Origin of the sequence: Flavobacterium yafengii (genome assembly GCF_030010375.1) — a bacterium.
GTDB classification, from domain to species: Bacteria; Bacteroidota; Bacteroidia; order Flavobacteriales; family Flavobacteriaceae; genus Flavobacterium; species Flavobacterium yafengii.
Genome location: NZ_JASCRY010000002.1, coordinates 353,511 through 378,602, shown reverse-complemented (window position 1 = coordinate 378,602; position 25,092 = coordinate 353,511). Strand labels below are relative to the sequence as shown.

General features: G+C 34.4%; 16 protein-coding genes and 1 other RNA gene. 8 read left to right on the top strand and 9 right to left on the bottom strand.

Features of this window, described 5'->3' with window-relative positions; genetic code table 11:
- Nucleotides 1-149 precede the first annotated feature (149 nt).
- From QLS97_RS09160 to QLS97_RS09150, 3 genes are all read left to right on the top strand, one after another.
- Nucleotides 150-1,778 (top strand): acyl-CoA carboxylase subunit beta, encoded by a 1,629-nt coding sequence (locus QLS97_RS09160; RefSeq protein ID WP_282716117.1) that lies wholly within the window; start codon nt 150-152, stop codon nt 1,776-1,778.
- A 141-nt stretch (nt 1,779-1,919) separates the two neighbouring features.
- Nucleotides 1,920-2,552, top strand: a complete 633-nt coding sequence (locus QLS97_RS09155; RefSeq protein ID WP_282716115.1) for a hypothetical protein — start codon at nt 1,920-1,922, stop codon at nt 2,550-2,552.
- 229 nt (nt 2,553-2,781) lie between these two features.
- Nucleotides 2,782-3,204, top strand: a complete 423-nt coding sequence (locus QLS97_RS09150) for a DoxX family protein (RefSeq protein ID WP_282716113.1) — start codon at nt 2,782-2,784, stop codon at nt 3,202-3,204.
- A gap of 48 nt (nt 3,205-3,252) precedes the next feature.
- Here QLS97_RS09150 and QLS97_RS09145 read toward each other — a convergent pair whose 3' ends face one another.
- Together QLS97_RS09145 and QLS97_RS09140 are read right to left on the bottom strand one after the other, a co-directional pair.
- A complete protein-coding gene (locus tag QLS97_RS09145; RefSeq protein ID WP_282716111.1) occupies nt 3,253-4,302 on the bottom strand; it encodes an AMP-binding protein in 1,050 nt (349 codons plus the stop codon).
- A 38-nt stretch (nt 4,303-4,340) separates the two neighbouring features.
- Nucleotides 4,341-5,252 carry a CPBP family intramembrane glutamic endopeptidase gene (locus QLS97_RS09140; protein WP_282716109.1) on the bottom strand — a complete coding sequence of 304 codons (912 nt, stop codon included), beginning with the start codon at nt 5,250-5,252 and terminating at the stop codon, nt 4,341-4,343.
- A gap of 108 nt (nt 5,253-5,360) precedes the next feature.
- On the opposite strand from QLS97_RS09140, the gene QLS97_RS09135 reads away from it, so the two are divergent.
- On the top strand, nt 5,361-5,705 hold the full coding sequence (locus tag QLS97_RS09135) for an arsenate reductase family protein (RefSeq protein WP_282716107.1): 345 nt from the start codon (nt 5,361-5,363) through the stop codon (nt 5,703-5,705).
- 105 nt (nt 5,706-5,810) lie between these two features.
- Nucleotides 5,811-8,261: a TonB-dependent receptor gene (locus tag QLS97_RS09130; RefSeq protein ID WP_345956942.1), complete on the top strand. Its 2,451-nt coding sequence runs from the start codon at nt 5,811-5,813 to the stop codon at nt 8,259-8,261.
- Between the two features lie 111 nt (nt 8,262-8,372).
- Here QLS97_RS09130 and QLS97_RS09125 read toward each other — a convergent pair whose 3' ends face one another.
- Entirely contained in the window at nt 8,373-8,537 is a 165-nt protein-coding gene (locus QLS97_RS09125; RefSeq protein ID WP_091170588.1) for a hypothetical protein, read from the bottom strand.
- Nucleotides 8,538-8,787: 250 nt separating this feature from the next.
- On the opposite strand from QLS97_RS09125, the gene fumC reads away from it, so the two are divergent.
- Nucleotides 8,788-10,185 (top strand): class II fumarate hydratase, encoded by a 1,398-nt coding sequence (gene fumC, locus QLS97_RS09120; protein WP_282716102.1) that lies wholly within the window; start codon nt 8,788-8,790, stop codon nt 10,183-10,185.
- A 205-nt stretch (nt 10,186-10,390) separates the two neighbouring features.
- On the opposite strand, the gene QLS97_RS09115 is transcribed toward fumC, so the two are convergent.
- Both QLS97_RS09115 and QLS97_RS09110 read right to left on the bottom strand, forming a co-directional pair.
- Nucleotides 10,391-11,392: an LLM class flavin-dependent oxidoreductase gene (locus tag QLS97_RS09115; protein ID WP_282716100.1), complete on the bottom strand. Its 1,002-nt coding sequence runs from the start codon at nt 11,390-11,392 to the stop codon at nt 10,391-10,393.
- Nucleotides 11,393-11,561: 169 nt separating this feature from the next.
- Nucleotides 11,562-12,764, bottom strand: coding sequence for an NAD(P)-dependent oxidoreductase (locus QLS97_RS09110; protein ID WP_282716098.1), 1,203 nt, complete (start codon nt 12,762-12,764; stop codon nt 11,562-11,564).
- A 249-nt stretch (nt 12,765-13,013) separates the two neighbouring features.
- On the opposite strand from QLS97_RS09110, the gene QLS97_RS09105 reads away from it, so the two are divergent.
- Both QLS97_RS09105 and ssrA read left to right on the top strand, forming a co-directional pair.
- Complete coding sequence (locus tag QLS97_RS09105; RefSeq protein WP_282716096.1) at nt 13,014-14,213, top strand: serine hydrolase domain-containing protein; 1,200 nt, start codon at nt 13,014-13,016, stop codon at nt 14,211-14,213.
- A 104-nt stretch (nt 14,214-14,317) separates the two neighbouring features.
- Nucleotides 14,318-14,714: a transfer-messenger RNA gene (gene ssrA, locus QLS97_RS09100) on the top strand.
- A gap of 158 nt (nt 14,715-14,872) precedes the next feature.
- Here ssrA and QLS97_RS09095 read toward each other — a convergent pair.
- From QLS97_RS09095 to QLS97_RS09080, 4 genes are all read right to left on the bottom strand, one after another.
- The gene (locus QLS97_RS09095; RefSeq protein WP_282716094.1) at nt 14,873-15,628 is read right to left on the bottom strand and encodes a hypothetical protein; all 756 of its coding nucleotides are present in this window, start codon (nt 15,626-15,628) and stop codon (nt 14,873-14,875) included.
- Nucleotides 15,629-15,709: 81 nt separating this feature from the next.
- Nucleotides 15,710-17,647, bottom strand: coding sequence for an OmpA family protein (locus QLS97_RS09090; RefSeq protein ID WP_282716092.1), 1,938 nt, complete (start codon nt 17,645-17,647; stop codon nt 15,710-15,712).
- 16 nt (nt 17,648-17,663) lie between these two features.
- Complete coding sequence (locus QLS97_RS09085) at nt 17,664-18,572, bottom strand: PorP/SprF family type IX secretion system membrane protein (RefSeq protein WP_282716090.1); 909 nt, start codon at nt 18,570-18,572, stop codon at nt 17,664-17,666.
- A 53-nt stretch (nt 18,573-18,625) separates the two neighbouring features.
- Complete coding sequence (locus QLS97_RS09080; protein WP_282716088.1) at nt 18,626-24,952, bottom strand: DUF7507 domain-containing protein; 6,327 nt, start codon at nt 24,950-24,952, stop codon at nt 18,626-18,628.
- Nucleotides 24,953-25,092: the final 140 nt, after the last annotated feature.

Here is a 25,092-nt window from a genome sequence, read left to right as displayed (position 1 = left end):
TAAATTCATAAAAAAACAGAGGTAAACTTCTGTTTTTTTGTTTTAATAGTAAACATACATTCGATTTTCTTCACAAACCAATTAAAATAATAAAATTTATTTAGTTGGATTTTGTATTTTAGCACAAAATTTTTTAACACTATTTCATCATGGATTTGAACTTCAACAAAAACGAAGACCACAATAAACTTCTACTTTCTGCATTACGACAAAAATTAAGCGTAGTCAAATTAGGAGGTGGTGAAAAACGCATTCAGAAATTACATGGTGAAGGCAAAATGACGGCACGTGAACGTATCGATTATTTATTGGATCCAAAAGCAAAATGTATCGAAATTGGGGCTTTTGTTGGTGAAGGAATGTATGCAGAACATGGTGGTTGTCCATCTGGTGGAGTTGTTGTAAAAATAGGATATATCAGAGGAAAACAATGTATTGTTGTGGCCAATGATGCGACTGTAAAGGCGGGCGCCTGGTTTCCCATAACTGCAAAGAAAAATCTGCGTGCGCAAGAAATTGCAATGGAAAATCGTCTCCCAATCATCTATTTAGTGGATAGCGCAGGCGTTTATTTGCCTTTACAAGATGAGATTTTCCCGGATAAAGAACATTTTGGTCGCATTTTTAGAAATAATGCTCAAATGAGCAGCATGGGAATCACTCAAATTGCAGCCGTAATGGGAAGTTGTGTTGCTGGTGGTGCTTATTTACCAATTATGAGCGATGAAGCGATGATTGTGGATAAAACAGGAAGTATTTTCTTAGCCGGAAGTTATTTAGTAAAAGCTGCCATTGGCGAAAGCATCGATAACGAAACATTAGGTGGAGCAACTACACATTGTGAAATTTCGGGCGTTACAGATTACAAAGCAAAGGATGACAAAGACGCATTAGATAAAATAAAAAATATTGTTGACAAAATAGGTGATTTTGACAAAGCTGGTTATAGCCGAATTAAAGCAGAAAAACCAGCATTAGACGAAAAAGAAATCTACGGTGTTTTACCAAAAGCCCGAAATGAACAATACGATATGATGGAAATCATCAATCGTCTGGTTGATAATTCCGAGTTTGAAGCCTATAAAGACGGTTACGGTCAAACCATTATAACCGGTTATGCCAGAATTGACGGATGGGCAGTGGGAATCGTTGCCAATCAACGAAAAGTGGTGAAAACCAAAAATGGCGAAATGCAATTTGGAGGCGTAATCTACTCCGATAGTGCAGACAAAGCCACTCGTTTTATTGCCAATTGCAACCAAAAGAAAATCCCTTTAGTTTTTGTACAAGATGTTACCGGTTTTATGGTTGGATCAAAATCTGAACATGGCGGAATTATAAAAGACGGTGCCAAGATGGTAAATGCTGTATCTAATTCAGTTGTACCAAAATTCACGATTATCGTAGGAAATTCATATGGTGCAGGAAATTATGCGATGTGTGGAAAAGCGTATGACCCAAGATTAATTTTTGCTTGGCCAAGTGCGGAACTAGCCGTTATGGGAGGAACACAAGCAGCGAAAGTATTGGCACAAATTGAAGCTTCTTCGCTTAAAGCAAAAGGAGAAATAGTTGATGAAGCCAAAGAGAAAGCTCTTTTTGATAAAATAAAAGCAAGATATGACGAGCAGGTTTCTCCTTATTATGCGGCTTCACGATTATGGACTGATGCAATCATCGATCCTTTAGACACCAGAACCTGGATTTCTATGGGTATTGAAGCGGCTAACCACTCTCCTATTGAGAAGAAATTTAACTTGGGTGTGATTCAAGTTTAACTACTCATTTACAACTACTTAACTATACATTTTGTATATTTATAATGCTTTTAGGAACCATTAATATAGTTCCTAAAAGCATTTATAGTGCCCTAAAAAGTCTTAACCTAATTCGTTTTAATTATTTAAAATTAAAAGAAAATGAAAAAGATTTTGGTTTTACTAACAACACTATTTTTGTTAGTGGGGCAGTTTATATATGCACAAAATAAAACCGAAAATGCTATTTTGTCAATGGATAAGAAACCCTTTTATCTAGAATCAGGGATAAACGTATCACTGCCTGTACATATAGAGATGTATCGAAGTCACAGACTTGCTGTAGGCGTAAATGTAAGAGCCGGGAAAATAATTTCCAGAAAATTAGAACTCGGAATTCGATTCGATTATGATTACAGATTCATTAAAAAAAACAGTCGAATACTTACTCCCGAAAGTACATTGGAAGAAAGAGCTTTACACAGTAACTTTAGCTTGTTCAGCATTAAACCAAATGTTCAATTTAATTTAAAATCAAATTGGTATTGGGGAGCCGAAACCGGTATAGGGTATGCACTTTCAGATGAAGACAGTAAAATTGGATTGGGTTTTGTAACTGAGTATGCCAGTGACCAACAATTTGGATTATGCTCTGGTCTATATTTTGGGAAGTCATTTATCATTAACGCTAAAAAAAACAAAGTAAACTTATCTATGGATTTGACTCAGTTTTTGGCTCATGGACATGCTGAAAACAGCCTTGGTTTGAGAATAAATTATCGATTCCTAAATTAAATAAGATAACTTTAATTATTAAAAACACGAAATCATTTTTTAAAATTTAACTTCTTTACTTACGCTGCAATTATAAATTAAGATGGTATTATTAGTAGTTTATTCACAAACGTTAGATAACTATTCATTTCAATACGGAAAATATTCAAAATTTAGTTTTCTTTAACAATTTTAAATTATTTAATTAAAAATCAGTAACTTAGTACTACATATTTTAAACTATAGTATTATGAACAGCGTAAAAAATTTAAACAAATGGGCGAATGCGCACACTTATTTAACCGTAGATTTGGTACGAATAGCACTTGGTGTTTTTTTGTTTATGAAAGGAGTCTCTTTTATAACGAACATCCAATATTTAAATGATTTAATATCCCCAATTGACAGAATTGGTGGTGGAATGTTCCTCATTCATTACATTGCTCCAGCGCATATGGTAGGTGGTATAATGATTGCATTTGGTTTATTGACAAGATGGGCAATAATGGCGCAACTACCCATACTGATAGGTGCTATTATAGTAAATTTCATGGGAGAAATGCATTCCCAAAATTTACTTTTGGCATTACTGATATTAGGAGTATGCGTGTTTTTCTTATTCTACGGAAGTGGGAAAAATTCAGCCGATTATTATTTTAAAATGCAACAATAATTAAATAAAAAAGCTTCCGAAATTAACGGAAGCTTTTTTATTTAGTATTTAAATACTGTCTAGAATTTCTTTGCGTTTTATCTTCCCGTTTTCAGTTTCACTAAATTTAGAAACATAAAATACTTCTTTAGGTTTCTCATATTTGTCTAAACCATCAAAAATACTATCATCCAGTATTTGTTGTTCGCCTTCAATAACAATAACTAATTTTTCACCCAAAACAGCATCTTGTTTTCCGGTTACAAAAAATCTTGAATTAATTTTATCAGATAGCTTGTCTTCAATTTTCTCCGGAATTAATTTGATCCCACCACTATTTATTACGTTATCCATACGTCCTAAAAAAACAAACTGATTTTCGCCTACCAATTCCACTAAATCATTTGTAACGATCGAATCATTTGAAATTTTAAAAGCATCAATGACCAGACAATTTCTGTCATCTTGGCTAATTTTAATATTTGGTAAAACTGAAAAAGCCTCCTCTCCTATTTTCTTAGCTGCAATATGCGTAATGGTTTCCGTCATACCATAGGTTTCATACACTTTCGTTTTCAATTTAGAGAGTCCTTTTTCAAGAGTATTGTTCATTTTAGCACCACCAACAATCATCTTTTTTACATTTTTTAATGCCGATAAAGAGTTTTGAGCTTGTAAAGGAACCATGGCTACAAAATCATATTTGGTATCGTTTTGCAACAACGGATGAGAACTTGGAGCAACAAAATCAACATCAAGCCCCAAAATAAAACTCCTCACAAACATCATTTTTCCAGCGATATATTTAGTAGGCAAACAATGTAGTGCTTTATCACCAGGTTTTAAATCGAAAAAATCACCAGTAGCAATTGCCGAATTGACCATAGCTTGTTTATCGACACGAATCAATTTAGAGGTTCCAGTAGTACCGGAAGTATTCATTTCAATAAACGATTTGTTATCAAACCAATCGAGTATAAAATCTCCAACAGATTTTTCGAATTCCTCTCCTTCTTTTATAAAACTGTACGCTACTCTGCATAAATCATTTCGATTCAGATGAAACCCATTTAGTTTAAAGAGATTATGGACATTATGATATGTTATTCTATTGGTCATGATAGGTTTATTTTTAAATTATTGAACAGTTTTAATGTTTAAATATTTCCAGTTAATTTTTCTTTCCAATTGGTCCAATTGTATTTTTTACTAAAGATAAATAAAAGTATTGGGTAAATAAGAACCACCGGCACTATAACATCTAATCCAGCTGAAGGATCTGAAATATCTTTAAAAATAGAATTGGTTTGAAATGCGGACCAATCTGACGTAACTAGTAAAGCACCAACTAAATTATTGGCTGCGTGAAAGCCTAAAGCCAACTCCATTCCTTCATCCATCAACGTCATAATTCCCAGTAAAAGCCCAGTCCCTATGTAATAAACAAGTACTATATACCCTATTTTAGCCACTTCAGGATTAAAAACATGCATTCCTCCAAAGATAACCGAAGTCATCAATAGAGGGAACCATTTATTCTTGGCAAGATTAGCGAAACCCTGCATTAAGTATCCTCTAAAAATATATTCTTCGGAACTGGTTTGAATAGGAATCAGAAGCACACCTATTACCACTAAAATTGCAAAAGGAACTGGTTTAAAATTGATTATAAAATCTATAGGATTAGAAAAATAGAAAAGCAAAGTGGATACAATTGTAAAAACAGACCAAATCATAAAAGAAAATCCAACTCTTTTCCAATCTATTTTTTCTCTTGCTGTGGTTACTGAAAGCATCGTCTGTCCGTGTAAATTACGAACTACCAACACAATGCCAAGCATAATAAAAACAAAGGAAATCAGTATTAAAAACAAAGTCAAATTAGAGTCAAAAAAACGCATTACCGCTTCATTACTTGTTGGATATGGCTTTCCATTATAAATTGTTTCATATAACATTCCCATCAAAAGTGGCAACTGACCCACTAATGAAGCGCAAATGATCACTAAAGAACCTAAAATATATTTCCAAAAATGATTATCTGATTTTATTCCTTGTTCTATAAACATCTATTTTTCGTTTAATTTTTATACATAATTAGTTAAGCAAATACTATTTTTGTTACATCAATACTAATCCTTAGTATGACAATTTAAAGCAACCCAATAATAATAACTATGATACAAATATACCATAATTCGCGCTGCGGAAAATCTAGAAACTGCCTCGCATTTATTGAGAACTCAAAAAAAGAGTTTGAAGTCATCAATTATCTGATAAACCCACCTACATATGAAGAGCTGTCTGCTATTATTGAAAAGTTAAACAGGAAACCTATTGAATTAGTTCGTCAAAAAGAAAAAATTTGGATAGAAAACTTTAAAGACCAAAAAATGAATGACAAACAAATTATTCAAGCCCTGATTTCTAATCCAATTTTAATTGAAAGACCAATCGTAATCAATGGGAACTCGGCAATTATAGGGCGTGATTTAGAAAAAGTAGCCTCTTTTATTTTATAAAAACTTGGTTGTTTTAATTAACATTTTTTTGTGATTTGTAGTATTAAACCAAATCCTACTTTTGCAATCTAAAGTCTGTAACCAAAGTTTTAAAAAATGAAAAAAATGAAATCCGTTTTAATTCTTGTTCTCTTTTTTACGAACCTGTTCAGTTTTGCTCAAGCTCAACAAGGTTCTGCAGTGCCAAAAATTAAAATAACAGGTAAGGTAATTGAGAAAATAAGCAAACAACCACTTGAATACGCAACAATTACTTTTTTAATTCCAAACAATCCAAAACCAGTTGCTGGTGGAATTACAAATCCAAATGGGGAATTTGATATTGAGATTAAACCGGGTGTTTATGATATAAAAATTGAATTTATATCTTTCAAAATAAACGAAATAAAACAAAAAAACCTTCAAAAAAATACTAGTTTAGGTTTAATCAGTTTAGATGAGGATGCAAATCAATTGAATGAAGTTGTCATTCGTTCTGAAAAAACTACTGTTGAAATAAAATTAGACAAAAAAGTATATAACGTAGGGAATGACCTTATGGTAAAAGGAGGAACTGTTAGTGATGTTTTAGACAATATCCCTTCTGTTTCTGTTGATGTCGAAGGAAATGTAAGCCTTCGTGGAAATGAAAATGTACGTGTTCTTATTGACGGAAAACCTTCAAATGCTATTAATATTGCTGAAGCTTTACGCTTAATTCCAGCCGATGCTATCGAAAAAGTAGAAGTTATTACCAATCCATCTGCACGATATGATGCCGAAGGTGGTGGTGGTTTATTAAACATCATCTTGAAAAAAGGAAAAAATCAAGGTTTAAACGGAACTTTTATAGCTTCAACCGGATATCCTGAAACATACGGTTTGAGCGGTACCTTAAACTATAAATCAAAAAACTTTAATCTTTTCACGACTCAAGCATACAATGATCGTAGTAATCCAGGAAATGCATTTACAGATTCAAGATATTTAAATGCGGATAATTCAACTCGAAATTATGTAAATGAAACTAGAGACAACGAAAGAGACAATAAAGGATATAATGGAAACTTTGGAATGGAATGGTATCTAAGTGAAAGCCTTTCTTGGACCAATACCTTCAACTACAGAAAAAGTAATGGAATCAACGTTGATAACGTTTTCCAAAATAATTATGATGCAGGTTTTAATTATGACTATACACGTAATCGTATCAATTTAGAAAATAGCGACAGTGAGAATGTAGAATTTGCAACTAACTTCACTAAGAAATTTAAAAAAGACGGTCATAAATTAACAATTGACGGTTCCTTCTCTACAAATGATGACATCAACGATGCATTAATTACGGATACAGCCACAAATACTACTGTGGTAAAATTTGATAATACTATTAACAATCAAACCCAAAGCAGAAATTTACTTCAAATGGATTATGTTTTACCTTTTGGAAAAGGAAGCCAGTTTGAAGCAGGATACCGCGGTGATTTCTCAGAATTACTTACCGATTATAGCGTTGAAAATGATGGAGTAATCAATAATAACTTCACAAATACATTAGAATACAAGGAGAAAGTTAATGCGATTTACACGCAATATGGTGTAAAAATCAATAAATTCTCCGCCCTTTTCGGATTGCGTTTTGAGGATTCCAATATTGAAATCAATCAATTAGCAACCAATGATTTCAATACTAAAAAATACAATAATTTCTTTCCAAGTGCTTTCTTCACTTATGAAATCTCCGATAAAAGCAGCGCTTCTGTAAGCTATAGCCGAAGAATTCAAAGACCTAGAGGAAGAATGTTGAATCCGTTCAGCAACTTGTCAAGTAACATCAATATTTTTGTTGGAAATCCAGATTTAGATCCTGCATTTTCAGATGCAATTGATTTTGGTTACATCAAAAGATGGGAAAAATTAACCTTCAATACTTCCCTATATGTAAATAAAACAACAGATGTTTTTCAATTTGCAAGAAGAGAATCAGGTGATTTTGTTAACGGAACTCCTATAATTATTAGTTCTCCAATCAACTTGGCAACTGAATATAGAACAGGATTTGAATTTACATTAAACTATTCTCCATACAAATGGTGGAAATTAAACAGTAATTTTAATTTCTTCAGAAACGAAACTCAAGGAGATTTTACCTATACTGATTTTAACAATAATGAAATTGTACAAAATTTTGATAACATAGCGACGTCATGGTCTACTAGACTAACTTCTAAAATCACATTGCCATACAAAATTGACTGGCAGACTAACGCATCCTATAATGGTCCACAAAATAATGCCCAAGGAAGAAGCTTAGGGATTTTTGCAGCAAACATAGCATTCAGTAAAGACATCTTAAAAGACAAAGGAACACTTTCATTCAACGTTAGTGATGTATTCAATTCCAGAAAAAGAATGATGGAAAGTAATCTTCCAGGAATTGTAAGTTCTTACAGCGAAATGCAATGGAGAGAAAGACAATTTAGCTTATCATTCACCTATCGTTTTAATAAACCGAAAAGCGAAAGAGAACAGCCTAAAAGAAATCAAAATGAAAATGAAGGTGATTTTCAAGGATAAAACAAAAGGACTCGTGAAAATGAGTCCTTTTTGTTTTTATACAAAAAGTAAAATATTAAGCATAAAAAAAGGACTCATTTTCACGAGTCCTTTTTTTATTTAACAAACAGATTAAACTGATTGCTCTTTCTTTGCTTTTCTTTCTTTATACATTTCCCATAAAGCACCGCCAATCCAATATTGAACGAAACCTACAAGAAAAAACATTAACCAAAATCCTATAGTAAGAATGGTTAAGAAAAGTAAAAAGCCTAAATACTGTGAAAATTCAAACATGTTTTCCGGAATTTTTGAATGTAGCCACAAATGTATGTTTAATTCCTTTTCTTACCAATAAAAAACCATAAAAACTATCAATCAATTTTTATAAAAAAGGAATTATCCGTATTTTTGAGCTCAGAATTTGGAGCTGTTTCCCGCTGTTCACTCTAATCTTTTCTTTTTGGCAGCAAAAAGAAAAGGATTTCCGTTGCCATCGGGGCTAAAAACCCATTAAACGACATAATTACTTATAAATAACAACAAAATGAAATTCAGAATAGAAAAAGACACCATGGGTGAAGTGCAAGTTCCAGCTGACAAATATTGGGGCGCACAAACAGAACGTTCAAGAAATAACTTCAAAATAGGTCCATCGGCTTCTATGCCAAAAGAAATTATTGAAGGTTTTGCATATCTTAAAAAAGCAGCGGCTTATGCCAATTGTGATTTAGGTGTTTTACCCGCAGAAAAACGCGATGCCATTGGTGCTGTTTGTGATGAAATTCTAGCTGGAAAATTAGATAACGAATTCCCATTAGTAATTTGGCAGACTGGTTCGGGTACGCAAAGTAACATGAACGTAAATGAAGTAGTTGCAAATCGCGCGCAAGTATTAAAAGGATTCAACATTGGCGAAGGCGAACAATTCATCAAAGCCAATGATGATGTGAATAAATCACAATCTTCAAATGACACCTTCCCAACAGGAATGCACATTGCAGCGTATAAAGCAGTTGTAGAAATCACGATTCCAGGTGTTGAAAAACTAAGAGACACGCTTCATGCCAAAGCAGTTGAATTCAACAATGTGGTTAAAATAGGTCGTACGCATTTAATGGATGCTACACCGCTAACATTAGGACAGGAAATTTCAGGATATGTAGCGCAATTGAACTACGGTTTAAAAGCAGTTAAAAATACTTTGGCACACTTATCAGAAGTAGCTTTAGGAGGAACAGCGGTAGGAACAGGATTGAATACTCCTGATGGATACGATGTAAAAGTTGCCGAATATATCGCTGAATTTACAGGACATCCATTTGTAACTGCTGAAAACAAATTTGAAGCATTAGCAGCACACGATGCCATCGTAGAATCACACGGAGCATTAAAACAACTGGCTGTTTCATTGAATAAAATTGCCAATGACGTCCGTATGCTGGCTTCTGGACCACGTTCAGGAATTGGAGAAATCCTTATTCCAGAAAATGAGCCGGGATCTTCAATCATGCCAGGAAAAGTAAACCCTACACAATGTGAAGCATTAACAATGGTTTGCGCACAAGTTATGGGGAATGATGTTGCCATTTCTGTTGGTGGAATGCAAGGTCATTATGAATTGAATGTTTTCAAACCATTGATGGCTGCCAACTTCTTGCAATCGGCTAGATTACTTGGTGACGCTTGTATGTCTTTTGATGAACATTGCGCACAAGGTATTGCACCTAACTACAAACGTATCAAGGAATTGGTTGACAATTCATTGATGTTGGTTACGGCTTTGAATACTAAAATTGGATATTACAAGTCAGCTGAAATTGCTCAAACTGCACATAAAAATGGAACAACATTAAAAGAAGAAGCAGTACGTTTAGGATACGTAACTCCAGAAGATTTTGATGCTTGGGTTAAACCCGAAGATATGGTTGGAAGCCTTAAATAATTAATTATCAATGGTAAATTGTTAATTATTAATAATGAGCTATAAATTAAAAACCCTGCAATGTAACGTTGCAGGGTTTCTTGTTTAAAATTTATATTCTAATAGCGAAATGTAATAATTGAGTTTAGCTTATATGGTGAAAATTTTTTAACATACAAGTCATGTAAGTTTCTTTAGGTTTTAAAAAATCTTGCAAATTCTATGTTCAATTAATTATGTCAATTACTTCTTTCATGATTCGAATGCTTTTCAATTTATCTTCATGATTAAAAATTGGGCTGGTAATCATCAATTCATCAATTTGTGTATATTCGATAAATTGTTTCAATTCGGTAACTAATTTTTCTTTGCTTCCTACAAATGAACAAGCAGTCATTTGGTTTACATGGAAATGTTCTTCTTCACTCATAATTCCATCGAGCGAATCAACTGGCGGTTGTAACGGCTTTCTATCATTCCGAATCAAATTCAGAAACATTTGAGTTAAACTGGTCGACAATTTTTCGGCTTCTTCATCAGTATCAGCAGCTATTGCGTTTACACAAGCCATTGTTTTGGGTTGGTCTAAATATTCCGAAGGCTCAAAATTATCGCGGTAAAATTGAAATGCCTGATACATTTGTTTTGGTGCAAAATGTCCTGCAAAGGCATACGGCAATCCATTGGCAGCAGCCAAAGCAGCACTATCCATACTGGAACCCAAAATCCAAATGGGAACTTTAGTCCCTTCGGCAGGAAAAGCCCGTACTTTTGCAGTAGCATTATCCTCCGAGAAAAATTCCTGTAACGCAGCCACATTTTGAGGAAATCGCTGCGATTGCTCGAAGAAATCTTTCCGAATCGCTTGTGCGGTTAATCCATCTGTTCCTGGCGCTCTTCCCAATCCTAAATCAATGCGGTTTGGATACAATATTTCTAAGGTTCCAAATTGTTCCGCAATAATTAGTGGGGCATGATTCGGTAACATAATCCCACCAGAACCTACACGGATATTTTGCGTTTGACTGGCAATAAAACCAATCAAAACAACCGTGGCAGAACTCGCTACGTGCGCCATATTATGATGCTCGGCCAACCAAAATCGTTTGTAACTCAAACTGTCCGCAAGTTGTGCTAGTGCTTTTGTTTTTTGTAATGTTTCGCTTGCATTACTATCTTCGGTAATTATCGCTAATTCTAATAGGGAAATCGGAATATTTTTAGTCATTATAAATTTTCAATTTTGAACAAAATTAGGTAATTACACAAACTCATTAAATTCTGATGTGTTAATTGATTTATAATATTTCAAAACTAAACCATTTCTTAGCCTATAAATTTCCATAAAAAAACCTGTAACTTACATTACAGGTCTTATATTTATTCAAAAAAATAACTTATTTACCGTCGACGTAATCTTGCAAATAACTAAATCTTGGAGTCAGTTTTCCTTTTTCAGTTATTTTGGCTCTTTGTAAAATTCCATCTTTATCTCCATTAAAAAATGCAGGAATTACATGTTCCATAAACATTTCTCCAAATCCTTCACTGGCGTCTTTTGGCAATTCACAAGGCAAATTATCAACTGCCATCACCACAATTGCGGCAGGATGAAAAACATCAACTTCTTTATCTTCATTTGGTAAATACCCGTATAACGGTTCTGCAATTGTTGATGATCTTAGTGAACAGGCTATTGGACCATTCACATCACAGGAAACATCAGCAACAACTTTAATTTTACAATCTTTGGACTGAAGCATTTCTCGCGTAAGAATTACTGGAGCTTCATTCGCATGAAAATGTCCTGTAATATAAATATCCGAAACTTTAGTAAAACGTTCAAAATCAGAAATGTACTCCTGTGGATTATCATAAAAATCCGTGAAATCCAATACTTGACCGTCTTTACGTTTATTATATTCTAAAACATCAATTTGGGTATAAACGGGTTGTGTATAGTTCTTTGTCAAATAATTTTCAACCGAAACTTCTTTTATTTTTATGGCATCCAAAATCTCTTTTGCCCCATTCCCAACTTTTCCTGTTCCTGTAATCACAAATTTCAAAGGAGGCAAAACCAATCGTTTTAAATGTGCGATTAAGGCTTCTTTACCAGAAAGTGTTTCTGCTTTTGGCAATTTAAATAATTCGAATTTTATTCCAAAAGCTCTTATGCTATTATACGCACCCACTATTCCAGCATAACGTCCAAAACCAATTAACCTGTGATTATGAGAATCTACAATGGTTTCATGATCGTATAAATCAATATTTTTTTCTAAAATGGCTTGCAATAACTTTCTATTGTAAGGCTGTTTTTTTATGGTATGCGAGAAAAAGAAATACGCTTTATTAGAAATTAAATTTTCTACAGGAACTTCTTTTACTCCAAATAAAACATCACAATCACTAATATCATTGGTTACTTCAATTCCTATGTTTTTATATTGTTCATCCGTGAACACCCGAATATCGGAACTTTCTACTTTTATAGAAGCACCTTGATATAGCTGTTTTAATCTGGCCAATTCATCTGGTGAGAAAATAACTCTTCTGTCAGGCGGGTTTTTTCTCTCTTTTAAAATTCCGAATTTCATATTTTTTTATGCTTTTGATTTATTTTATTATAACTTTATTTGGTTTATTTGTTACAAATATAACAATTTAAACGAATTTGATTTTATTTTTTTTAGAAAATATACAAGAGAGAAACTACTAAAAGCTGATGTACAAAATAATAGCGAAATTGGTCTTCTTGAGTACTGATAAAATAGTGTTAAGGTTTCAAAAAAACAACGCATCAAAAGACATTGATTCTATATATTTGCCTTTCTAGCACCACAGAAATGAATTTTATAAAAAAAACAAATATACTACATATATCCCTCCTCTTTTTGGTTTTGAGTTCTTGCAATAAAGAGAAAAAGAAAATAGAATTAAGTGATACTCAACTACCAAAGAGTACATTACCTAAGATGAAGCCTTTAGCCAAACCTGAGACAAAATTAACAGCTGAATACATTAATTCAAAAAAGGCATCAATTGACTCTTTTTATAAAAAAAACTGGCCTAACAATAGTGCAAACGGAAGCTTTCTGGTTGCTAAAAATGGTCAGATTATTTATGAAAAATATGAAGGATATTCTAATTTTAGAGATAAAACATTAATTACCAAATCTACTCCGCTACACATTGCCTCTGTGAGTAAAGTGATTACGGCGACTGCAATTTTAAAATTAATAAATGCCAAAAGAATCGACTTAGACCAAAAGGTGAATACCATCTTGAAAGAGTTTCCGTATCCTGACGTTACGATAAAAACATTGTTGAACCACAGAAGCGGCATGCGTAATTATGCCTATTTTACAGATCGTGATAAAACGATTTGGGATAGACACAACATACTTACCAATCAAGATATTCTAACTATCATGGCAACAAAGGACATTGGTTTAGAATTTAAAACCGATACTCGTTTTAGTTATTGTAATACTAATTATGCCATGTTGGCATTAATAATTGAAAAAATTACAAAACTCCCTTACAAAGATGCCATGAAACAAATCATTTTTGAACCATTAGGGATGAAAAGCACCTATGTTTTTGATTATAAAAGAGATAAAGACACCGCTGTAACTTCTTATAAAGGAAATAAAGTTGAAATTGGAAAGGATTACTTAGATGCAATTTATGGCGATAAAAATATATATTCCACACCACGTGATTTATTAAAATTTGACAGAGCCAGAAACAGTTCAACTTTCCTAACACCAAAGTTGCTAAGTCTAGTATATAAAGGATATAGCAATGAACGCAAAGGCACCAAAAATTACGGTTTAGGCATCAGAATGGTCAATTGGGATACTGGTCAAAATTTTTATTTTCACAATGGTTGGTGGCATGGTAACACATCGGCTTATATTACTTTGAGAAAAGAAAGCGTTACCATTATTGCGTTATCCAATAAGTTTACCCGAAAAACATATGATGTTAGGAAGTTAGCGGTTTTATTTGGGGACTATCCGTTCAAATTAAAAGACGAATAAAAAAAGGAATGATTTTTGAAATAGAGTTGGAAGTTTAGCACTATTAATTCAAGTTTAAAAGTGTACATTTGCAAACTCAAAATTTAGATTTTGATATAAAAAAAGGGGTCGACTGGTTTTGACAGCAAGTCGAATTGAGAAGTAAGCACGTCGAGAACTGGGACAATTCTCGTTAATAAAAGGTTTCAAAACACATACACGGCGAAGGAAACTACGCTCTTGCTGCATAATCTGAATCATAGTAAGATTAGCCTCGTCCCTATCAGATAGGGAAGCAGGATTTACCTCGAAAGCTTTGGTTTATAGCGGTCGATAAAGGTGAATCGTAAATTTAAACCTAGATTTCCATAAGCTTCGGGTGGATTTCGAAATTAAGAAGATAAGTTTTGTGCGACTGTTTCTGGTCAAACACAAGATCGAAAATCTAATCAGGAAATAAACGCGTAGAAAGCTTTTTAGTTGCTTGTTTGGACCCGGGTTCGATTCCCGGCGACTCCACTAATTCATTTTCAATTGAAACCAAAAGCCTGTAAATCTTAGGATTTAAAGGCTTTTTCGTTTTTATTAATTTCAAAAATCATCATTAAATCATAATCGGAAGGGTGCAAATTGGGTTACCTGGATACTATTACAAAAGAATTGTGATAGTAGCAACTTGTCTATAATCCCAAATATATAAATCCATTTAAAGCTAGATAAGAATTTTGAATACTTAAAGACTGTTGTGTCACATTGCCGTTTAGATATGCTGTATGGTTATGAGTCCCTGCACTTGATGTATCTTCATCATCGCCTGTTGCTGATGGCGATAAATTTTGAGAGAATCCAATACCCAGAAGATAATTTGTTGCTTTACCTGCTTTGTGTATATGTGCCCCATCACTGCTTGTCGTTAAGGTAACATTAGGCAATTGATTTTGTGCTATTGTTACAGGAGAAGAACTGCCTCCTACTGTATTCAATGCTTTTGTAGCACTTACACCAATAATACTTTTGTCTTGTATATCAGGTAAATTTGTACCAATGCCTAAAGATGTAGCAGCAGTTTGCTGACTAGCTGTTAAAGTACTTTTTAATCTCCCATTTAACAAAACCCAACCAAAATGATCTGTAGCTGCATATCCGTATTTCACATCACCAAAGGTGTAAATTTGATTTTGTAATGAATACCAAGAACTACCATTATAATAATAATATAAATTAGTTACTGTCAAATAAATCAGTTGACCTGCTCTATTTCCAGATGTAGGCAAAGTATTCACTTGTGGGATTGCAATACCAGCCGCAACTGTGGGAGAAGAGGGGTTTGGTTCCCGAATATCTAAGGTTGCTTGTGGATCAGTTGTCCCTATTCCTACTTGTGCTTGCGTTAGAAGAGAGCTAAAAATCAGAATAGAGTAAAAAAAATATTTCATTTTAAAATGGTTTTAGTGATTAAAAGTATTCAGAAAATTTTTTGCCCTTTTTTATATTTAAAACTGTAAAATAAAATTTGTCTACTTTACTATAATAAACTCACTCCTTCTGTTCACTTGATGTTCAGTTTCAGTACATTTTACACTATCAGCACATTTATTTAGCAACTGCAATTCCCCATATCCTTTTGCAGTTACACGTGTTTTATTAATTCCCTGTTTTACCAACCAAGCCATAGTTGATTTTGCTCTTCGATCAGACAGTTTTTTATTATAGTCAGTACTGTTTCTACTATCGGTATGAGATCGAACATCAATTTTCATGTTTGGATTTTGTTGCATCACATCCAAAATTTTAGATAATTCTACTACAGCATCAGGTCTAATATTGGATTTATTCAAATCAAACAAGATGGTTTTTAATTTTAATACTACTGCTAAATCATCGCCAAGTTTCATTTCTTTAACTATTTTGTCTAATAACATTGGGATGAATGTTTTCCCAGACTCATCACCAATAATTAGTGGTATTTCAATAGTATTGTAATCCCCTTTTTCTGTTTTGATATGGTATTTGGCATTACATTCAATGGGACCAAAATCAAATTTTCCTCCATTATCTGAATCAACAACTTTTAGCATTTTATAACCATCGTCATACAAGATTACTTTTGATCCGGAAAGTGCTACTCCTGATTGTCTATCTGTTACTTTTCCTGCCAAAAATTGATCGCATGGATATTGAATTTCCTTAAGCTCTTTGAATCTGTAAATATCATCCCCTCCTTGACCTCCCTCTCTATTGGAAGTAAAATAGCCCAACTTTGTCGTTGAATCAATCAAAAATCCGAAGTCATCTTTTGAACTATTTAATGATTCTCCCATATTCAATACTCCTTTATGCCATCTATTATCTCCTATTCTATAAACAAATACATCTAATCCTCCTAAACCTGGATGCCCATCTGAAGAAAAGTAAAGTTCATTCTCTGCCGAAATGAATGGAAAGGTTTCTCTGCCTTCAGTATTAACAATAGCTCCCAAATTTTCAGGCGCTCCAAAAGTACCATCAAAATTAATGCTTGCTCTGAAGATATCTGATTGTCCAAGTGTTCCCGGCATATTCGATGAAAAATACAGATACTTTTCATCTGGACTTAAAGCAGGATGTGCAACGCTGTAATCATCGCTATTAAACGGTAATTCTGTTACATTTTCCCAGTTTCCTTCTTTGAATGTGGCTTTATATATTTTTAGTAGAATGGTTCCTGATTTATCTTTTCCTTTTTTCTCCAAATAATTATTTCTGGTAAAATAAACTGTTCCTTCATCTTTAGTAAAAACAGGTGTGGCTTCGTTATATTTAGAATTAATAATGGTAGAAATTCGTTGTGCATCCGAAAGTGCTCCATTAGTATCTTTGTCTGCAAAATAGAGATTTGTGTATCCTTCGCCAGTCCAAGAACTCTTTTTTTCGTAAACTTTATTATTGGTTCTAGCCGAAGTAAAAGCTAATTTGTCACCAAAAAAAGAACTTCCATAATCAGAGTATTCCGTATTTATTCCAGCATTTTCTATACTATATCTTCCTGAATTCTTTTTAATCAAAGTCAGATAATTTTTTTGTTCAGCGGCTAATTTTGCTCGGTGGTCATTCCCGTTTATTTTAATAAATTTCGCCATCATTTCATCCGCTTTGTCATATTGTTTTATTGCTTTTAATGACTGTGCGTAGCGATAATAATATTCTGGTTCTAGCTCATTCGCTAAAGAAAATAATTCTCCATACCATTTAGCAGCATTATCTAAATCGGCTTTGAAATAATAGGCATTACCCAATTTTTCTAACATATCAACGGATTTGTATCCTTTTGCAAATACCTTCTCATACGTCTTTATAGCATCAACGTAGGCAAATTGCCCATATTCTTTAGCCGCTTTAGCAAGATTTGACTTTTGAGAATAAATATTCATCACACTAATGATAAACACTATATAAAATGTAGTTATTTTTTTCATGATGCTTCTTCTTTATTTAGAAAAATCTAGGGGTTTCCATTCTTTCTCTGTTTTTAGACAATTCAAATCGCAAAAATATTTCATGTGATCCCGAATTATAATTGGCTAATTTGGTGGTCTCTAAATCATAGCCATATCCAATATACATTCCATTACTGATTTGAAAACCCGCCATTAAACTCATAGCCGCATCCCATCTCCATGCTGCTCCTAATACAAATTTCTCGTTGAATAAGAAATTAACAGATAAATCAACTTGCAATGGAGCTCCTTCAACTATCTTAGACATGAATGCAGGTTTGAATTGTAAACTTGGATTTAAATCAAAAACATAGCCTCCTATTAAATAATAATGCATACTCTTTAAGACAGTAATCGAAAGATTATCATTAAAAACACGAGACTCTAAAAAATCAGGAACTGACAATCCTAAATAAAGTTTATCCGAGTAAAAATAAATTCCTGCTCCAACACCAGGAGAAAATTCATTTTCAACATTATTTTGAAATTTGGGATCATTCAAATCATATCGATTTAATTTGGTATAATCTACATTAAACAAATTAGCAGTTCCTTTTACTCCAAATGCTACTTTATAATTATTTGAGACTTGAATAGCATAAGATAAATCAACTGAAATAGCAGACTCATCTGACGCGCCAATTTTGTCATTTATAAAAGACAGTCCGACACCTAGATTTGAATTTTCAATTGGAGTATTAATAGAAGCTGTACTAGTTACAGGAGCACCATCAAGTCCTACCCATTGCGATCTATATGATCCAAAAATACTCACAACACCCCTACTACCAGCGTATGCAGGATTGATGTTGATTGTATTATACATATGATTTGTATACTGTGCGTCTTGTTGTGCAAATACTGATACATTCACTAACAATAAAATAATTACTATATTTTTCATATCCTTTATTTTTTTATTTCGAAGAAATGATAGTGATAACTCTAAAAATTAAATTAATCTCTGTTTAAATCCAAATAACCCGATTTGTCAATTACATTACCACTGAAGTCTTGATATTTAATAATATAAAAATAGGTACCTGTTGGCAATCCATTTGATTGATTAACTGTTCCTCTACCTTCAGAAAAACCTCTAAAAGAAACACTATTGTTATTATATCCTTCTGCATCGTATACTTTAATTCCCCACCGATTATAGATTTCAACTGTGTTTTTTGGATAACATTCTATACCTCGAATACGGAAGAAATCATGAAAACCATCATTGCCCGGGGATAGTGCATTAAATACTTCTATAGCACAACCATTAATACTTAAAACTGTAGCATCATCTTGCGTAGGACTATCATCATCTGATAAATCCATAACTTCTATATTTGCTGCATTTGTCCCTTTTACCATAGCCTGATTGCTTACATATCCATTTATAATATCCTGTTGTGTTAAAGTATACTCTCCTCTAAATGAGGTGCTATTAGTCTCTCCTAATGCTAAACTTATAGGGCCACCAGTAATTAAAATTCCAGGCAAAGCATCCGTTAATACAACATTTATAAGGGGTAAATTTCCAGTATTCATCACCGTGAAAGTATAACTTACTGTTTCTCCTATTTGAGCAAAACCATCTCCATTATTATCGTTAAAAACTGCATTTTTCATAATGGCAATACTCGGATTTAGATTCAAAGTAGTTTCTGTTGGAGTATCATTAGTGATTGTTGTTCCAGAAGTATCCGTCACTGTTCCGTTTGTTGGTGTTGTTCCTGTTACTGTAGCACTATTGGTCACTTTTCCGGAATCTACATCCGATTGCTTGATTACATAAGTTGCGGTGGCAGTTCCAGTAGCGTTGGGTATCAATGTGCTTGGGCTTACCGCCAAGTTAATGCTGCCTGTCAAAACATCATTGATCATGATATTGCTCAAGGATGTATTTCCGGTGTTGGTCACCACAAAAGTGTAAGTGATTACATTTCCTATTACTCCATTTCCTCCCACTGCTCCTACTTTTACCAAAGCAATACTTGGACTTGGAGTAAGGGTAGTTTCTGTTGGAGTATCATTAGTGATTGTTGTTCCAGAAGTATCCGTCACTGTTCCGTTTGTTGGAGTAGTTCCTGTTACTGTAGCACTATTAGTTACTTTTCCGGCATCCACATCTGATTGCTTGATTACATAAGTTGCAGTCGCAGTTCCTGTGGTGTTGGGTGTCAATGTACTTGGGCTTACCGCCAAGTTAACGCTGCCTGTTAAAGCATCATTCACAACAATATTACTTAATGTGGTATTTCCTGCGTTGGTCACTGTAAAAGTGTAAGTGATTACATTTTCTACTCCGGTTCCACCCACTGCGCCCACTTTTACCAAAGCAATACTTGGACTTGGTGTCAGCGTAGTTTCTGTTGGGGTGTCGTTAGTGATTGTTGTTCCGGAAGTATCCGTCACTGTGCCGTTTGTTGGAGTTGTTCCCGTTACTGTAGCACTATTGGTTACTTTTCCGGCATCTACATCTGATTGTTGAATCGTATACGTTGCAGTAGCAGTTCCCGTAGCGTTGGGTGTCAATGTGCTTGGGCTTACCGCCAAGTTAACGCTGCCTGTCAAAACATCATTGATCATGATATTGCTCAAGGATGTATTTCCGGTGTTGGTCACCGTAAAAGTGTAAGTGATTACATTTCCTATTACTCCATTTCCTCCCACTGCTCCTACTTTTACCAAAGCAATACTTGGACTTGGAGTAAGGGTAGTTTCTGTTGGAATATCATTAGTGATTGTTGTTCCAGAAGTATCCGTCACTGTGCCGTTTGTTGGAGTTGTTCCCGTTACTGTAGCACTATTGGTTACTTTTCCGGCATCTACATCTGATTGTTGAATCGTATACGTTGCAGTAGCAGTTCCCGTAGCGTTGGGTATCAATGTGCTTGGGCTTACCGCCAAGTTAACGCTGCCTGTCAAAACATCATTGATCATGATGTTGCTCAAGGATGTATTTCCGGTGTTGGTCACCATAAAAGTGTAAGTGATTACATTTCCTATTGCTCCATTTCCTCCCACTGCTCCTACTTTTACCAAAGCAATACTTGGACTTGGAGTCAAAGTAGTTTCTGTTGGAGTATCATTAGTGATTGTTGTTCCAGAAGTATCCGTCACTGTTCCGTTTGTTGGAGTAGTTCCTGTTACTGTAGCACTATTAGTTACTTTTCCGGAATCTACATCTATTTGTTGAATCGTATACGTTGCGGTCGCAGTTCCAGTAGCGTTGGGTATCAATGTGCTTGGGCTTACCGCCAAGTTAACGCTGCCTGTCAAAACATCATTGATCATGATATTGCTCAAGGATGTATTTCCGGTGTTGGTCACCACAAAAGTGTAAGTGATTACATTTCCTATTGCTCCATTTCCTCCCACTGCTCCTACTTTTACCAAAGCAATACTTGGACTTGGAGTAAGGGTAGTTTCTGTTGGAGTATCATTAGTGATTGTTGTTCCAGAAGTATCCGTCACTGTTCCGTTTGTTGGAGTAGTTCCTGTTACTGTAGCACTATTAGTTACTTTTCCGGCATCCACATCTGATTGCTTGATTACATAAGTTGCAGTCGCAGTTCCTGTGGTGTTGGGTGTCAATGTACTTGGGCTTACCGCCAAGTTAACGCTGCCTGTTAAAGCATCATTCACAACAATATTACTTAATGTGGTATTTCCTGCGTTGGTCACTGTAAAAGTGTAAGTGATTACATTTCCTACTCCGGTTCCACCCACTGCGCCCACTTTTACCAAAGCAATACTTGGACTTGGAGTAAGGGTAGTTTCTGTTGGAATATCATTAGTGATTGTTGTTCCAGAAGTATCCGTCACTGTTCCGTTTGTTGGAGTAGTTCCTGTTACTGTAGCACTATTAGTTACTTTTCCGGAATCTACATCTATTTGTTGAATCGTATACGTTGCGGTCGCAGTTCCAGTAGCGTTGGGTATCAATGTGCTTGGGCTTACCGCCAAGTTAACGCTGCCTGTCAAAACATCATTGATCATGATATTGCTCAAGGATGTATTTCCGGTGTTGGTCACCGTAAAAGTGTAAGTGATTACATTTCCTATTACTCCATTTCCTCCCACTGCGCCTACTTTGACTAAAGCAATACTTGGACTTGGAGTAAGGGTAGTTTCTGTTGGAGTATCATTAGTGATTGTTGTTCCAGAAGTATCCGTCACTGTTCCGTTTGTTGGAGTAGTTCCTGTTACTGTAGCACTATTGGTTACTTTTCCGGAATCTACATCTATTTGTTGAATCGTATACGTTGCGGTCGCAGTTCCAGTAGCATTGGGTATCAATGTGCTTGGGCTTACCGCCAAGTTAACGCTGCCTGTCAAAACATCATTGATCATGATATTGCTCAAGGATGTATTTCCGGTGTTGGTCACCACAAAAGTGTAAGTGATTACATTTCCTATTGCTCCATTTCCTCCCACTGCGCCTACTTTGACTAAAGCAATACTTGGAGTAGATACAAAAACAGTAACTGTAGCTATATTACAATTTGTAGGATTTAGTCTTTCACAAATAGTATAATCCACGGTATAAGTTCCTCCTGGAGTATTTGATGCTACTATTACACTTCCGTCTGTATTTACCGTTAGTGGTCCGTTTGGAGTAGAAGTCAAAACAACATCCGATACATCTACTGGGTTTCCGTTAAAAGTATCGTTAGCATAAACATTAATACCTGTATTACCGCCAGTTACTCCATAAACTATAATTGTATTCGCATCATTCACTGCGTCGATTGCTGCAACTATTACAGGCACAGTTACCGTTGCTGAGTCGCAAGTCAATGAATTTAATTTGTAGCAAATTTGATACGTAATACTATAACTACCTGCTGGAGTTCCCGATGGAATACTTACAACGCCTGTCGAAGGATCTATAGAAGGTACTGAGGCACCTAAAGTTGTTGGTGTAGCAGCACTAGTTACCGTTAAGTCAATATCACTTATTGTGACTGGAGTTCCATTTATAGTATCATTTGTTAATACATTACCTGCATTGATCGTACCAGTAGCTCCAATTATTGAAGGTAAAAGATCATTTACTGCATCAATAACAGCGCATTGTAAAGTTCCGCCACTAGTACTTGCTGTGTTGATAAATGCTCCATATACATTAATATCATTTATTATACTCGCAAGTGACCCTACACTAATTCTGATTTCGTCAAAAGATTGAGTACTCTGAAAACCCACATTATAGATTCCAGAACCAGAGTCATACGGAGGTATCGTCAAAGATAGATTTAACAATAGTGATGCACTTTTAGACTCTCTAAATACACCATCTAAATAAGTAGAAATAGTTAACGAATTGAACAAATCTAACTGAATCAAACTATTCAAATCTTTTATTGTAAATCCTGCATAAGTACCCGCAGGATAAGTAGACAACTGATCTAAAACAGCTATAGAAGCTGGAGCAATTACTCCTGCGGTAACTAAAACCGAAGCAAAATCAGTAGTGTTTGCTGTTAATACATTATTTGTATTGTTAACTGCGCAGGCCACACAAGCCAATCCATCAACACCGGTTTTTCCACTATCAATGATTACAGGAAAAATTGGATTCGTCAATGCGTATGTTTTATTGCATTCTAAGATTACCGGACACAATTTTTGGAAAATAGCACTGTAAACATTCACAACTCCCAGACTCACTGTTGCTGTATTAGTAATTGTAATACGAGCTTCATCAAAAAATTTAGCCGTAACAAAACCAATTGTCTGTAAACTACTTCCCACCAAAAGATTGGTTCCTACCGTAACTAAAGCAGCATTTCCAACTTTAGTTTCCTGAAGAACTCCATTAAGATACGTTCTTATAGTGACTGCGTCGAGTGCATTTACATTCAACAATGAAGGATTCTCTATTGTAAAACCTACAAAAGAACCTATAGGATAATCTACTACCTGATCTTTTACAGAAATACTACCGCTGTTTCCAACACTTATCGTTAAATTTATTTGAGCAAAATTTGAAGTATTCTGATCTATCAAATTGTCTGCATTGTTTATTGAACAAAGCGCACAAACTAAACCATCAATACCTGTATTTACACCATTAATATAAACTGGATAAGTAGGAGCTAACATTGCTGTTTGTGTGTTACAAACCAAATCAGGCCCAGCACAGAAATTTTCAAAAACAGCACTATAAACTCTTGTTGAACCTAAATTCAGTGACAATGTCTGGTTAATGGAAAGCTGAACTTCATCAAATGAATCCGTTGACACAAAGCCTACTTTATATCGACCAGGATTGTTTAATAAAGAGCCATTAACGACTAAATTATTTCCAAGGAATTGTTGTTGCTGAATTCCATTAAGATAAGTAGTTATTGCTATGCTTCCTAAAGCTGAAACATTCAGTAAATTAGAATTTTCAATTTCAAACCCTGCATAAGTACCCGCGGGATAATCCGTTAGTTGATCTTTTACTGCAATACTTCCCGAAGCAGCGACACCAGCTGTTAAAGTTATTGTAGCATAATCATTTGTATTAGTACTAATAACATTCGAAGCATCATAAATAGTCCCTAAACTTATGCCTGAAATACCAGTATGTGACGGTTCTAAACTTACTGGATAAGCTGGAAGATTCATTGCCGATGCGGTATTACAACTTAAAGCCGGACCTGCACAATAGTTTCTGATTACCGGATAATAAACATCAATAGTATTTAACAAACTTGCCAAACCTCCTACAGAAATTTCAATCGCATCAAATTGTTGAGTTGTATTAAAACCTACTACATAATTATTTCCTGAACCGTTAAGCAATCCTACACCCAAAAGAGAAGAACCCGAAGCTGTATCCTTTAATGTACCGTTCAGATATGTTCTAATTGTAATTGAGCCCAGCAAATTTAAGCTCAATAAACTACCAGTATCAATCCTGTACCCTACATAAGTACCAGCAGGATAATCCGTATCTGCGTCTGTCACTCTATAATTTACTGAACCTGCTGCACCAATAGCTACAAATGCTGTTGCAAAATTATTCAAGTCTGCATCTATTAACCTGGAAGCATTAGGAACTGCACAAAGTACACACACACCATTAATACTTGCTGTTGCTGATAAGTTACCATAAGTACTATCAATAAAAGGAAGTGGAGTATCTGTATTACATTGAGCTGAGATAACATTTGTTGCGCACAGATAAAAAATCAAAAAAAGCAATGCTTTCCTAAATACTCCTTGATTTGATGTTTCTAATACAATGGATCGATCTAATTGATCAATCGAAAGCTTTTGGTATTTTTTTTTCATAAAATAAAAGATTAAGCTTTTTAAACAAGACAAAATTCATAACTCTTTTTTCGTATAAATAATAATTTTACCTACGACATAAAAAAATTAATGTGTTTTAATAAATAATTAATTTTATGTATTAATCTGGAAAGTGATCA